The following is a 13,380-nucleotide window of genomic DNA, read 5'->3' on the forward strand; positions in this document are numbered from 1 at the left end:
CGTCCCGGCGCCCACCCGTCGGCGTCAGTCGAACCGGATGTGCCTGACCCCGATCAAAGCCCGACGCAGCCTCCCCCGCAGCGCGTTGTCGGTGTCGGGGGTGAGGGTCAGGCCGGCCGAGGCGGCGATGTGGTCGGCGACCTGTGGAACGGTGAGCCGGTCGGTCCACACCTGCTCCGCGAACTCCTCCCCGCGCAGGCGGTCCAGGCAGTGGTCGAGCTTCGACACCGCGAAGCTCTCGCGTCGCAAAGGGGCGTCCTTGCCCGCGAAGAACCTGACGGAGTGCCCGAAGCCCCGCTCCCGCAGGCGTCGCAACACGGTCTCGCGGTCGGCCAGCAGCGCGAAGTGCCGGACGTCGTGGCCGCGTTCACGCAGCCGATCGACGATCTCCCGGAAGTAGACGGGCTCGACCACGGTCATGGGCACGATCACCGTGCCCTCGTACTCGGTCAGGGCGAGGTCCAGCATCTCGTGGACGCTCCGCCGCCAGGCGGGAAGGTCCTGGAAGTCGGCGCGCAACGCGGGAGGCAGCATCCGGTGCAAGCCGAACCCCACGTGTTCCGGGTCGCAGACGACGCTGCCGGGAAGGCGTCGTCGGATCTCGTACGCGCTCTGCGTCTTGCCGCCACCGAAGGGTCCATTGATCCACACAAGCATGCGCCGACCCTACGGGGAGGGGTCCAGCGGCAGGGTGCGAGGGCGCCGCCGCTGCCACCTCGGGCCTCGCGCCTCGCGCCTCGCGCCTCGGGTCCCGGGTCCCGAGCCTCGGGTCCCGGGCCTCGGGTCCCGGGCCTCGGGTCCCGGTCGCGGCAGACGGCGGTTCACGGACGGGGGCGTCAGAGGCGGGCTTGTGAACCGTCGAGTTCCACGAGGCCCGACGACCGCCTCGGGGCGGCGAAGCTCGTGATGGCCCGGCCGAGGACGTTGATCGAAGCCGGGCGGCCGTGCCGCAGGTCGTAGACGGACCGGGAGATGGATCCCCGCTGGTTCACCAGTCCCGCGTACCGGCCGGCCTCGGTGGTCGTCCGTGTGACGCTCTCCTCCTCCGTGGGCTCACCGTGGGAACGCCGATGGATCCCGTCCGTCAATCGGTGACGGCGGGTGGCGCGTTTCCCTCCGCCATCGGTGATTCCGGAGATGTTCCAATCGACGACCGAATGGTTCGTCGCGGATGCCGTACCGCTCGGTGCGGGGACCAGCCCCATGGCCATGGCAAGCGACAGGAACGCGGAACACAGTCTCTAGAGCACGTTCCACTCATGTTCCACTTCTCTCCCGGCACGGAAATGCGGGATCGAGGTTGGACGACGGTTTCCCGAGCACGTGAGTGGCGTCCGCCCGGGACAAGAGAACGAGGAGAACGTACGAGTTCCCTCGACTTCCGCGTCCCCACCGCGTCCCCACCGCGTACACGCCGCGTGCATGCCGCGTGCACGCCGGCGTGACCCGCGGCGCACGGCGTCGAGGCGGTCTCGATCGCGGCGCCACACACAACAATTCGGAGGCTCCGATTCCGAATCAAGGGCGAATTCAGGCAACGCCGGCTGATTCACATCGGTCCAACTCACCACCGCCACCGGGGAATGCCGTGCGATCATCCGCCCCCGCCTCCCGGATATCACGACACCCGTGATGCGGTGATAGAAAAGGATCTTGCCTCTCGCTTCCGAGATCGCCGTCCTCACCCACCGCTGTCCGGAAGCAGTAATTCCGCACCACCACAGGAAGGTCCAGGGCAGACGATGTATGCGCGCCCCGACGAGGTCCGTCACCTGCACACGCTCGGTCCCCACGGCACCAATCTGGAAGCCGCCTCCCACGAATGGTTCCGCAGACGAGGTGTCGAGGGGACGGTCGAACTCCACTCCTCGATCGAGTCCGCGCTGGAGGCCGTGCCCGACGACGGCCGGCACGCGTTGACCGCCTGCGCCGTCTATCCGGCCCTGCACACCCTGGTCTTCTCCAACCTGCACCGGCTCCACATGATCGACAGCTTCGTGATGCCGACCCACAACATGGTGCTCGCCAGCAGCGGCGCGCAGGACCCGGCCACCGTCGCCTCCCACCCCGCGCCCAAGGGCCTCGTCCCCGAGCCCGCCCGCATCCGCGAGGTGTTGAGCAACTCGCAGGCGGCCATCGACTGCGCCGAGGGTCTCGTCGACGGCTGCATCACCACCATCGTGGCCGCCGAGCGGCACGGACTGCGGGTCCTGCGGGACTTCGGTCCGGTACCGATGGTCTTCACCGTCCACCAGGTACTGGCCGTGCGCGCCGAGGGCGAGCTGCCGCTCGCCGTCGGAGCCGCCCGATGAGCACCGGACGCTTCACCTCCGCGACCGCACCCGTGCCGGCGGACCTCCTGGCCGAGGCCGACCTGTTGACGGACGCGCTCATCCCGATGGTGAATCGTTTCCGCGACCGCCAGCAGGACGACGGCACCGTCGCCGATCCCACCCCCGACGACGCCGAACTGCTGGGCCGCATACGCGACGAGGCGACATCCTGGTACCGCCGTCACGGGCTCGACGGACAGGCCGACGCACTGGTGGAGGACGTGGACGGCTGGCTGACGGCCGGTCTCGACTCCCGCCCCCACTTCGCCCGTTCCCGGGACGCCCTGCGAGTCCCCGCCGACGGCGAGCCGGTCTTCTTCCTCGCCCCCTTGCAGAGCACCAACAGCGCCCCGCCCGTCGGCAAGCGCCTCGACTGCTTCCTCGCCCTGCGCAAGGAACCCGACGCGCTGGCGGGCATGGCGGCCGACTTCCCGCACCCGAAGAACAACTGCCAGTCCCTCGTGCTCGTCACCGGCAGCGCCGGCTTCGCCCAGGGCTCCTGCCTCGTCTTCTTCCCGGAGAACGTCGCGGCGCACGACAAGGTGACCGACCAGCCGTACGCCATGTTCTTCTACAACAAGATGCGGAAGATCCACGAGACGTACGCGCTGCCCGCCGCCGCCGCCGTGCTCACCCCGGACTCGCTGCCGGGCGCCTCCAGCGGCCTCGCCGCCGACGTGTGCTTCGAGGCCCGGGCCATCTGGGGCTACCTCCACGACTCGATGCACTACCAGGGCCTGTGGCCCTTCGACGAGAACATCTCCCTGAAGATGAACTGGTTCGTCGGCCTCCTGGAGGAGATCAAGGTCGACGCGAAGACCGTTCTCGCCTGCGCCGACAGCGGCCTCGTCCCCTTCGCCGAGCAGCAGATCGACATGATCCTGCTGGAGCGGGTGTTCCGCTATCCGCAGGCGGACGACGCCACCCGCAATTTCGATTCCGGCACGGGTGTGTTCCTCTACTCCTGGTTCCGCGAGCACGAGGCGCTCGTCGGATCGCCCGCCGACGGCGGGCTGCTGCGGTTCGACCGCGCCAAGGCCCTGGAGGCCCTGCGCGCGTTCGTGACGCGTGTGGAGAAGCTGGAGGCCGAAGTGAGCGACGACGACGAGTACCGCGCCGCCGCCAAGGAGTTCGTGCGCCGGTACCTTCCCGAGGGCGAGCCCCGGCAGCGGTTCTCCTTCACGGAGGACCAGCTCGTACTGCGCCGGGCCAAGAGCGACCTCGACCGGCTGCCACCGCTCGAATTCGCGCGGGCGGGGTGGTGACTTCCGCCCGCACCGCTCGCGGGGGCGGGGGCGGACGGCTGGTCGTGCCCGCCCTGGCGACGTGCATGGTCCTCCTGCTCGCCGCGGGCTGGCTGCTCTCCGGTCACCTGGTGGCCGGCGTGCCCCCGCTCGCGGTGGCCGCGGGGCGGACCGCCACGGCCTTCGTCGTGATCACGGTGATCGCGTCGCTGACCCCGCGCGGTCGCAGCGGGGCCAGGACCGCCGCCGCCCGGCCCCGCGCCGTGGCGGTCCTCGCGTTCCTCGGCTTCTTCGCCTACTACTCGGGGACCCTGCTCGGCACCCGGTACGTGGGAGCCTCCCGCGTCGGGTTGATCGTCTCGCTCCTGCCCTGCGTCACCTTCGTCATCGGCATCCTCGCGTTCCGCGAGCCGTCCTCGCGCCGCAAGGTCCTCGGGACGGTCCTCGCCGGCGCGGGCGCGATCGGCTTCCTGCTGGCCGACGGCGCCGCGAGCGCCGGGCCCGGCTCGGACGGCGGCGCCGCCACCCTCCTCACGGGCGGCGCGCTCGCCTTCGGCGGCACCCTCACCTACGCCCTGTACGGGTACGTCTACCGGCAGCGCATGTCCGACGTACCCGCCCTCGCGGCCCTCCCCGCCATCACCGGGGCCGGCACGCTCATGCTCGGCCTCACCGCGCTGCTGTTCGTACCGCTCGGCGGGGTCTCCGCCGCCGACTGGGGCGGCGTCGCCGTGCTCGGCGCGGTCCTCACCGCCCCCGTCTTCCTCATCTCGCACGAATTGATCCTGCGCAAGGGGCCGCTGTTCACCTCCGCATTGGGGCTGGCCGTGCCCTTCCTGGTGCGGCTCGGCGAATGGGGCCTGGGCACGGCCGCCGCGCCGGGCGCGCTCCCCGTCCTGCTCATCGTCGCGTCCGCGGCCGGTGTGTGGCTCACCGTGGGCGGTCGCCGGCGCGACGGGGCCTCCGCACCCGCCGTCCCCTCCGCCGCGGGCGAGTCCAAGACCGCCGCCGAGACCAGCACCGACCCCGAGTCGCAGAGCGAGTCCGAGTCCGAGTCCGAGAACGACAGACCCGATCACCGTGCCTCCGCCACGGCCGAGGCCCTCCCGCCAAGGAGCTCATCGTGACCGCCTCCCGCCCGACCCTCGTTCTGCTCCACCAGCGCGTCGGCCTGCCCTGGCTGTTCGACGCCGCGGTGCGCGCCGGCATCGACCTGGTCCTCGTCCCGCGATCCGACGAGCGGGTGGACCCGGACCGACTGCCGCCGGCGGTCGTGGAGTTGCTGCCGCTCGACGTGGCCGGTGACCCGGACGGCGCGCTGAAGGCCCTGCGCGAACGGCACGAGGCCACGCCCTTCGACGGAATCGTCACCCTCTACGACCCGTTCGTGCCGTTCGCCGCTGACGCCGCCGATCTCCTGGGCCTTCCCGGCATCGGCCCGACGGTCGCGCGCAACGCCCAGGACAAGCGGATCATGCGCGAGCGGCTCGCGGCGGCCGGTCTGAACGTGCCGCGCTTCGTGCGGCTGGACCCCGCCGACGATCCCGCCGCGACCGTGGCGGAGGCCGGCCTGGCCTTCCCCGTCGTGGTCAAGCCCGCCCTCGGCATGTCCAGCCTCGGCGTGACCCGGGTCGACTCCGTCGACGCGCTCGGCGAGGTCGTGACGGACGTACGCCGGGTGTCGGCCGGCACCGCCGACGGAGGCGCCGGGCTGATCGTCGAGGAGTACCTCGACGGACCCGAGTTCGCCGTCGAGTCCCTGGTCCACGAGGGCCGGGTGCAGGTCCTGTCCATCGGCTACAAGGGCGACCCCCGGGGACCGTACTTCGAGGAGAGCGTCTACCGGGCGCCCGCCGCGCTGCCCGAGGCCGTTCGGGCCGACGTCGTACGCGAGGTGATCGCCGCCCACGCGGCCCTGGGCATCGCCCTCGGCCCCACCCACACCGAACTGCGCCTGCGCGGCGGCTCCACCCCGTACCTCTTGGAGATGGGGGCACGGATCGGCGGTTCCGGAGTGTCCCACTACATCGCGGAGAACGTCACCGGCGTCGACCTCGCCGCCGAGACGTTGCGCATCGCGGCCGGCCTGCCGCCGCTGCGCGCCGTCGAACAGGGCTTCACCGAGCCCGTCGCCGCGTCCGCGAACTACATCGTGCCGTGCGGCGGACACGGCACGATCACCGCCCTCCACGGCCTCGACGAAACGGAGGCGGATCCGAGGGTCGACCACGTCGCGCGGATGCTCGCTCCGGGCGACGTGGTCCGCCCCTACCCGGACTTCACCGGCTACCCGGCGTTCATCCTGTCCCGGCACGCCGACCTCACGGGCGCGGAGGAGTTCCACGCCCACCTGGAGCAGGCCATCCGCATCGACTACGCCCCCGCGACCTCCGAGGTGAACCCTTCGTGACCCCCCTCCCCTTCGACGACCGCGACGGCACCATCTGGCTGGACGGCCGGTTCGTGCCCTGGCGCGAGGCACGGCTGCACGTCCTCAGCCACGGCCTGCACTACGGCGGAGCCGTCTTCGAGGGCGTGCGCGTCTACGGCCGCCGGATGTTCAAGTCACTGGAGCACGCCGAGCGGCTGCGTTCCTCCGCCCGGGAGTTGAACTACGCGCTTCCCTACTCGGCGGACGAACTCGACGCCGCGGCGCGGGAGATCGTCCGTCGCGAGGGCATCGTGGACGGGTACGTCCGGCCCGTGGCCTGGCGGGGCAGCGAGCAGATCAGCGTCTCCGGGGCCGGCAGCACCCCGCACGTGGCCATCGCCGCCTGGGACTGGCCGCACGTCTTCTCCGCCGACGCGGCGCGTGCCGGCATCCGGCTGCGCACCTCGAAGTGGCGCCGGCCCGACCCCGCGACCGCGCCGGTCCGGGCCAAGGCCGCCTCCCTGTACAACATCTGCACACTGGCCCGCGACGAGGCCGAGGCGGCGGGCTACGACGACGCCCTGCTCCTCGACCTGCGCGGCGGGCTCGCGGAGGCCACCGGGGCCAACCTCTTCCTGGTGATCGACGGCGCCCTGCACACGCCGACGCCGGACTCCTTCCTCGACGGCATCACCCGGCAGACGGTCATCGCCCTCGCCGCCGACCTCGGCATCGAGGTGGTCGAGCGCCGCATCGAGCCCGGTGAACTCGACCGCGCCGAGGAGGTCTTCCTCACCGGCACGGCGTACGAGGTCCAGCCGGTCAGCGGCGTCGACGAACGGACGTACCGGGTGGGCAAGGTGACCACGGAACTGGCCGCGGCGTACGCGCGACTCGTCCGTTCCGCCTAGGCCGTCTCTTCCGGATCTTGCCTGACCCGCGCCGCCCGGCACCGCACCTCGCCGCGTTGTCGAGGCACCCGAGGACGTCCAGTACTCGGAAGCCTCTCCGCCTTGCGATGCACGGCACCGGACGACGCGGGCTCGACCGGCAAGATCCGAAAGAGACGGCCCAGGCCGTACGGGTGGGCCGTTCAGTGCGGGGACGCGGTGATCCGTGCGCGGTGGTGTTCGTGGTCGGAGAGGAACGCCGCCAGCGCCTGTCCCTGCTCGGCCACGGCGGTGCGGTCCGCCCGGGAGAAGCGGCGCAGCGGGGTGACCGTCACGGTGCCGTCCTCGACCGTCCACGTGGCGGAGACCCTGCCGTCCAGCAGCACGACGCGCTCACCGGCGACCGACAGGCCCCGGTGGGCGTCGTCGATGATCCGGCCGCGGTCGTGATAGCCGAGGATCGCGTTGTCGAACGCCGGCAGGAACCGCACCGGGGCGGGCGTGTCGGGATGGGGTCGCGGCGCGTCGGGGAGGTCCAGGAGTTCCCGCCCCCGCTCGTCCCGGAAGGCGACCAGTTCCTCGCGCATCGCGGAGATCGCCGCCGGCAGGCCGGCGAGACCGCACCAGGCGCGCACGTCGGCCGAGGCCGCGGGACCGTACGCGGCGAGGTAGCGCCGGACGAGCGCCTGCCCCACCGGGTCGGAGGCGTCCCGGGACGGAGGGTCGACCTCGCGCCCCAGCCAGGAGGAGAGCAGGACGTTGCGCACGCCCGCCTTCGTCCGCCAGAGTCCGCGCGGCGGCATCTGCGCCATGGGGAGCAGGGCGGCCACGAGCATCTCTCCCAGGGGCCGCGGCCCCGGTGTCGGCCTGCCGAGGGCCCTGGCGAGTTCGGTCATCGAGCGGGGTTCGCCGTCGGCCATCACCGCGCGGCCGGCCGCGGCGAGTTCGTCGAGGTCCGTCCCGACGAAGTCGTCGCGGTAGGTACCCAGCACCCTTTGGCGCAGCATGGCGTCGTGGCGGGAGCGCCAGGCCAGGGCGTCGTCGGCCGTGACGAGGTGAACGGTGCGGCGCATGAGGTGGGTACGCACCACGGCCCGTCCGGTCAGCAGGTCGCAGAGCTCGGCGGGGGCGAACGCGTGCAGCCGTGACCAGAGCCCGACGAAGGGTTCCTGCGGTTCCTGGGCCTGGAGCCCACAGAGGTGCGCGACGGCGTCGAGGACCGGTACCCGGGCCCGGTCGAGCAGCAATTGACGGGCGAGCGTGGCGCGGCCCAGGGCGCGGGTGTCGAGGACGGTCATCGGGATCCCCCCACCGGCGGGACGCCGGTCCGGTTCTCCTCGCGCGGGGCATGGGGCATGCGCGTCTCCTTGGCCGCCCGGGGGCCGGCACCACGGGGTGCTCGGCGGCCCGGGACTTCGGGTTTCGGGGGTTTCGGGTCTCAGGGTTTCGGGGCCCGCCCCTCAGGTCGACTTCTGCCCGTCGAGCGTCTCGCGCAGGATGTCGGCGTGACCGGCGTGCTGGGCCGTCTCCGCGATGACGTGCAGGAGCGTTCCGCGGACGCTGAGCACCCCGCCGGGCTCGCTCCACGGCGCGTCGGGAGCGGCGTGCGTCGCCGACAGGTCGGGGACCGCCCGGACGATCTCCTCGGTGCGGGCCGCGACCTGCTCGTAGCGGGCGAGGATCCCGGCCACCGTCTCCCCGGATGCCACCTGGAAGTCGTTGCGGTGGTCGATGGCCCACTGCGGGAACTCGCGTGCCGTGCCGGCCGTGACCTCGGCCCAGGTCACGCCGTCGGGCAGGTCGAACCTCATCGCCGACGGGCCCTCGACGACGAAGCGCAGCCATCCCGCCTCCATGGACGTGACGTGCTTGATCAGCCCGCCCAGGCACAGGTCACTGGCCGTCGGACGCTCGCCGATCCGATCGTCGTCGAGTCCGCGCACCGCGTTGAGGAGGGCGGCTCGGGCGGTTCCGAGGGCGGCGAGCAGGTCGGCACGTTCGGCGTCGAGGGCCGGGGGCGGCGTGGCCGGGGCGGGCTCGTTCGAGAGGGGCGTGGTCGTGGGGCTCATGGGGGTGTCCTTCCGATCGGCGTCTTCATCCGCGTTCACGTCTTCATCCGCGTTCACGTCTTCATCCGCGTTCACGTCCTCGTGCGCGTTCGCGTTCGCGTTCGCGTTCGCGTTCGCGGTACGGGACAACAGTCGCCGAGGTAAAGGACAGGTAGTGTCCGCTACTCGGGGCATCCTGGGGACATGCAGAAAACCTCGGCGCGACTGCTGTCGTTGCTCTCGCTCCTCCAGGCCCGCCGGGACTGGCCGGGAGCGCTCCTGGCCGAACGGCTGGACGTCAGCGCCCGTACCGTGCGCCGCGACGTCGACCGGCTGCGCGAGCTCGGCTATCCGATCGCGGCCTTCAAGGGCCCCGACGGCGGGTACCGGCTCGACTCCGGCGCGGAGCTTCCGCCCCTGCTGTTCGACGACGAGCAGGCCGTCGCCCTCGCCGTGGCGCTGCGGATCGCCACCAGCAGCGGCGCCGGCATCGAGGAGGCCGCGGCGCGGGCGCTGAACACCGTCCGACAGGTCATGCCCGCGCGGCTGCGCCACCGGATCGACGTCCTCCAGGTCACCGCCGTGGAGCGGCCCGCGAGCCGTCCGGCGACTCGGGTGGACAGTGAGGTGCTCATGGCTCTCGGCGCCGCCGTCCACGCTCGCGAGGTGCTCCGTTTCGACTACCCGGCCGCGACTGCGCCGGAAGCCGGTGATGACGGGGACGAGGGCGAGAGCGGGGACGAGGGCGGGGGCGAAGGCGGGGGCGGGGGCGAGCGGGACGCAGGCCGCCCGATGCCCCCTCCCCGGCGGGTGCAGCCCCATCACCTCGTCACCTGGGGCGGCCGCTGGTACCTCGTCGCCTGGGACCTCGATCGCGAGGACTGGCGCACCTTCCGCGCGGACCGGATCAGCCCGCGCGTCCCCACGGGGCCCCGTTTCGCTCCGCGCGAGGTGCCCGGAGGCGATGTGGCCGCCTATGTGGCGGGCAGGTTCCACGGCTCCGGCGCCTCCGGAGACTGGCCCTGCCGCGGCGAGGTGAACCTCGACCTGCCGGCCGCCGCCGTCTCCCGGTACGCACATGACGGATTCGTCGAGGAACTCGGCCCGCACCGCTGCCGGCTCGTGCTGGGCTCGTGGTCCTGGCCCGGACTGGCCGCCACCCTCGGCAGGTTCGACGCCGACATCGAGGTCGTGGGGCCGACCGAGTTGAGGGAGGCCTTCGCGCACTTGGCGCACCGCTACGCGCGCGCCGCGACGAACACTCCCGTCGCACCCGGTACGACCGCCACACCCGCCTCGCCCGACACTCCTGGCGCGGGCACCTGAGTCGCCCCGCGCCTCAAGCGCCACGGCGCACATGCCCCGGCCCTCGTCGCCGCCGGTTCAGCGCCGCCCGCTCCCGCGCGGGTCGATCGGGGTGAGGATCCCCAGCCGGTCCTCGATCGACTGGGCCGCCGCCAGACACAGGTCTTCGCGGAACGCCCGTCCGACGACCTGCACCCCGGTCGGCAGTCCGTCGACCACCCCGGTCGGCACGGCCACGGCGGGTACGCCGGCGAAGCTGGTCACGGTGCACAGCCGCATGGCCGAGGCGACCCGGTCCCGTCCTGCCCTGTCGCGCGACTCCAATCCCGGCTCGACCGGCGGCTCGGTGAACACCGGCCCGATCAACAGCGGGTACGCGTCGAGGAATTCGGCCCAGGAGCGGCGGATGCTCAGCCAGGTGCCCATCAGTTTCATGAACGCGTCGGCGCTCGCGGGCGGGGTCCGTTCCATGGTCATGTCGATGTAGCGGTCCCCGCCGTCCCCGAGCAGCCCGCGCACCGCGGGCCAGGTGGGGGCGAACTCGGTCGCGACGATCCGACCGTACGCGTCGAGCGCCTCGTCGAGCCTCGGCACGTCGGGCACCTCCCGGACGTCGTACCCGGCGTCCCGCAGCACCTCGGCCGCGTCCTCGACGGCTCGGCACACCGTGGGGTGGACCCCGTGGCCGCCGGGGTCCGTCACGACCGCGACCTTCAGGGGCCCCGGGATCGGTGCGCCGTAGGCGGGCACCGGTACGGCGCGCGGGTCGCGCGGATCGGTCCCGGCGAGTACCTCGTAGGCGAGCCTCAGGTCACCCACGGAGCGCGCCAGCGGGCCGTCGGTGACCAGGAACTGTGAGGCCGGGCCCGGGTCGTCGGGGCCCAGCACCCGGTGGTCCGCGGGGAAGCGCCCGCTGGTCGGCTTCAACCCGGCCACCCCGTTGAACTGGGCGGGGATGCGGATCGATCCGCCCGAGTCGTTGCCGAGGCCGAGAGCCGCCATGCCGGTGGCGACGGCCACCCCGTCGCCTCCGCTGGAGCCGCCCGGGGTCCGGTCGGGGTCCCACGGGTTGACGGTGTCCCCGAACAGTTCGCTCCGCGTGTGCATCCCCGCGAGGATGAGGGTCGGGATGTTGGCGTGCCCGACGGGGATGGCGCCCGCCGCGCGCAGTCGCGCCACCGGTGGCGCGTCCGCCGTCGCCACCAGGTCCCGGAAGCGTTCCACACCGAAGGTGGTCGGCACCCCTTCCACGGCGGTGCTCTCCTTGACGGTGAACGGCACGCCCGCGAGCGGACCCAACACCTCACCCGCGGCCCGCCTGCGGTCCGTTCGGGCGGCGGCGGCGCGGGCGCGCTCGGCCAGGATCCGCGTCACGGCGTTCACCCGGGGGTTGACCTCGGCGATCCGCTCCAGATGGCTGTCGACCACTTCGAGGGCGGAGACGTCCGCGCCACGTACCGCCGCCGCCTGCTCGGCGGCCGTCATCCTCCACAGGGCATCCATCACCACGTCTGGTACCTCTTCCCTGAACACGTTCCGATGCATCTGCATCGGAACACTACCCCGGGAATCGATACGAGCGCATCGCATAATGTGTGCCGGGGACCCGGAGCACCGGAAGCACCGGGGGGTCAGGGAGGAGCCGGGCATGCCCAAGCAGGTGGACTACGCGGACCGCCGCCATCTCATCGCCGAGGCCGTCTGTCGACTCGCCGACGAACGCGGACTGGAAGGCGTCACCCTGCGCGACGTCGCCGCCCGCGCGCAGGTGTCGATGGGCGCCGTCCAGCGCTGCTTCCGCACCAAGGAGGAGATGCTCGCCTTCACTCTCGGGCGGGTGGGCGACCGGATCGGCGAGCGCATCCGGGCCCGAGTGGCGGCGAGCCCCGCGCAGTCGGCCGGCACCGCCCTGGGTCACGCGGCCACCGAGATCGCGCTGCTCCGGGAGGAACACCGGGCCGAGGCCCGGGTCTGGCTCGCGTTCGTCGCCCAGGCGGCCGTCAACGAGACCCTCGCGGCCACCCTGAAGGCCAACTACGCGGCCCTGCACGAGGCGTTCACGCACCTCGTCGCGGAGGCCGCCGAGAGCGTCGACGGCCTCGCGCCCCTCGACGCGCCGCCTGACACACCCCTCGCCGCGCCCCTCGACGCGTCGCCTGACACACCCTTCGCCTCGCCCCTCGACGCGTCGCATGAGGCCCGCACGCTCCTCGCCCTCACGGACGGTCTCACCACGCACGTGCTCATCGGCCACCTCACCCCACACGCCGCGCGGGACGTCCTGCACGCCCACCTGGCCAACCTCTGGGCGCGGACCGCGCGGACCGCGCGGCCCACGACCGGCCCCGCGGTCCGTTCCGACCAACCCGACCGCTGACGGGTCGGAAACCGGTCGACGATGATCCAAGGCCGATGAGAGCCTGTCCCGCATGGACGCCGACCCCGTCGACCTCGCGCGACGTCTCACGCGCGATCGGTTCCCCGAAGCACTCGCCGTGGTACTGGCCGGATCCACGACCTCGGGACGGGCGACCCCGAGCAGCGACCTCGACGTCGCGGTGCTCGTCGGGGACGGCGGCGAGACCTTCCGCGAGACCCTCCGTGTCGAGGGACGTGTCGTCGAGCTCTTCGTCCACACTCGTGCCGGCCTCGCGGAACTCTTCGCCGCGGACGTCGCCGGGCGCCGGGCGACCCTGCAGAGCATGTACGCGACCGGACTCGTCCTGGTCGACCACGAGGGAGCGGCGGGGCGCGCCCGGGCGCTCGCCGCGGCGGACCTCGGCGAGGGTCCGCCCCCGTTGGGAGCCGATGCGGTCGAGACCAGGCGGTACCTGCTCACGGACGCCCTGGACGACCTCGGCGACGCGGGTGATCCCTTCGAGCGCCTGGCCGTGGCCGGATACGTGCTGAACGCGGCAGCGGCCCTCCTCCTGGACCACCACCGCGCGTGGGCGGGCGGCGGGAAATGGCTGCCACGACGCCTCCTGGCCGCGGACGCGGAACGCGGATCCGCCCTGCTCGAAGGACACCTGCGGCTGTGTCGATCGCAGGATCCGACGCCGCTCGTCGAAGCCGCCGCTCGGATCCTCGACCTCGTCGGCGGGCCGCTTCGCGAGGGCTACCGCAGAACCTGGCGGGGTGTCGTCGAGTCGGCGGCCGTCGACGCGGGGCGTTGACGGACACCCCACC

Annotated in this window: 13 protein-coding genes; 8 read left to right on the forward strand and 5 right to left on the reverse strand. The window is 72.6% G+C overall.

Annotated elements, in window-relative coordinates; translation table 11 throughout:
• Positions 1–24: 24 nt before the first annotated feature.
• Positions 25–657: an AAA family ATPase gene (locus ACFYW3_RS31725; RefSeq protein WP_389388051.1), complete on the reverse strand. Its 633-nt coding sequence runs from the start codon at positions 655–657 to the stop codon at positions 25–27.
• A gap of 179 nt (positions 658–836) precedes the next feature.
• Positions 837–1,088, reverse strand: coding sequence for a hypothetical protein (locus ACFYW3_RS31730; protein WP_351755745.1), 252 nt, complete (start codon positions 1,086–1,088; stop codon positions 837–839).
• Positions 1,089–1,742: 654 nt separating this feature from the next.
• On the opposite strand from ACFYW3_RS31730, the gene ACFYW3_RS31735 reads away from it, so the two are divergent.
• From ACFYW3_RS31735 to ACFYW3_RS31755, 5 genes are read left to right on the forward strand one after another with little or no spacing between them, the layout of a single operon-like run.
• Positions 1,743–2,312 (forward strand): bacilysin biosynthesis protein BacA, encoded by a 570-nt coding sequence (locus ACFYW3_RS31735; RefSeq protein WP_389388052.1) that lies wholly within the window; start codon positions 1,743–1,745, stop codon positions 2,310–2,312.
• A complete protein-coding gene (locus ACFYW3_RS31740) occupies positions 2,309–3,598 on the forward strand; it encodes a DUF6421 family protein (RefSeq protein WP_351755740.1) in 1,290 nt (429 codons plus the stop codon). Before ACFYW3_RS31735 ends, ACFYW3_RS31740 begins: the two co-directional genes overlap by 4 nt.
• Entirely contained in the window at positions 3,595–4,704 is a 1,110-nt protein-coding gene (locus ACFYW3_RS31745; protein ID WP_351755737.1) for a DMT family transporter, read from the forward strand. Before ACFYW3_RS31740 ends, ACFYW3_RS31745 begins: the two co-directional genes overlap by 4 nt.
• Positions 4,701–5,987, forward strand: a complete 1,287-nt coding sequence (locus ACFYW3_RS31750; RefSeq protein ID WP_351755735.1) for an ATP-grasp domain-containing protein — start codon at positions 4,701–4,703, stop codon at positions 5,985–5,987. The genes ACFYW3_RS31745 and ACFYW3_RS31750 overlap by 4 nt, the downstream gene beginning before the upstream one ends.
• Positions 5,984–6,859, forward strand: a complete 876-nt coding sequence (locus tag ACFYW3_RS31755) for a branched-chain amino acid aminotransferase (RefSeq protein WP_351755732.1) — start codon at positions 5,984–5,986, stop codon at positions 6,857–6,859. The genes ACFYW3_RS31750 and ACFYW3_RS31755 overlap by 4 nt, the downstream gene beginning before the upstream one ends.
• Before the next feature lie 182 nt (positions 6,860–7,041).
• Here the strand turns inward: ACFYW3_RS31755 and ACFYW3_RS31760 are convergent, their stop codons facing one another.
• Both ACFYW3_RS31760 and ACFYW3_RS31765 read right to left on the reverse strand, forming a co-directional pair.
• On the reverse strand, positions 7,042–8,136 hold the full coding sequence (locus tag ACFYW3_RS31760; RefSeq protein WP_389388053.1) for a winged helix DNA-binding domain-containing protein: 1,095 nt from the start codon (positions 8,134–8,136) through the stop codon (positions 7,042–7,044).
• Between the two features lie 162 nt (positions 8,137–8,298).
• Positions 8,299–8,907 (reverse strand): DinB family protein, encoded by a 609-nt coding sequence (locus ACFYW3_RS31765; RefSeq protein WP_389388054.1) that lies wholly within the window; start codon positions 8,905–8,907, stop codon positions 8,299–8,301.
• 183 nt (positions 8,908–9,090) lie between these two features.
• On the opposite strand from ACFYW3_RS31765, the gene ACFYW3_RS31770 reads away from it, so the two are divergent.
• Positions 9,091–10,212 carry a helix-turn-helix transcriptional regulator gene (locus ACFYW3_RS31770; RefSeq protein ID WP_389388055.1) on the forward strand — a complete coding sequence of 374 codons (1,122 nt, stop codon included), beginning with the start codon at positions 9,091–9,093 and terminating at the stop codon, positions 10,210–10,212.
• Between the two features lie 57 nt (positions 10,213–10,269).
• Here the strand turns inward: ACFYW3_RS31770 and ACFYW3_RS31775 are convergent, their stop codons facing one another.
• The gene (locus tag ACFYW3_RS31775; RefSeq protein ID WP_389388118.1) at positions 10,270–11,694 is read right to left on the reverse strand and encodes an amidase; all 1,425 of its coding nucleotides are present in this window, start codon (positions 11,692–11,694) and stop codon (positions 10,270–10,272) included.
• Between the two features lie 145 nt (positions 11,695–11,839).
• Between ACFYW3_RS31775 and ACFYW3_RS31780 the strand changes: the two genes are divergently transcribed.
• Positions 11,840–12,568 carry a TetR/AcrR family transcriptional regulator gene (locus ACFYW3_RS31780; RefSeq protein WP_389388056.1) on the forward strand — a complete coding sequence of 243 codons (729 nt, stop codon included), beginning with the start codon at positions 11,840–11,842 and terminating at the stop codon, positions 12,566–12,568.
• A gap of 52 nt (positions 12,569–12,620) precedes the next feature.
• The gene (locus ACFYW3_RS31785; RefSeq protein ID WP_389388057.1) at positions 12,621–13,367 is read left to right on the forward strand and encodes a nucleotidyltransferase domain-containing protein; all 747 of its coding nucleotides are present in this window, start codon (positions 12,621–12,623) and stop codon (positions 13,365–13,367) included.
• Positions 13,368–13,380: the final 13 nt, after the last annotated feature.

This window comes from Streptomyces sp. NPDC002602 (genome assembly GCF_042889445.1).
In the GTDB taxonomy this organism is placed as follows: domain Bacteria; phylum Actinomycetota; class Actinomycetes; order Streptomycetales; family Streptomycetaceae; genus Streptomyces.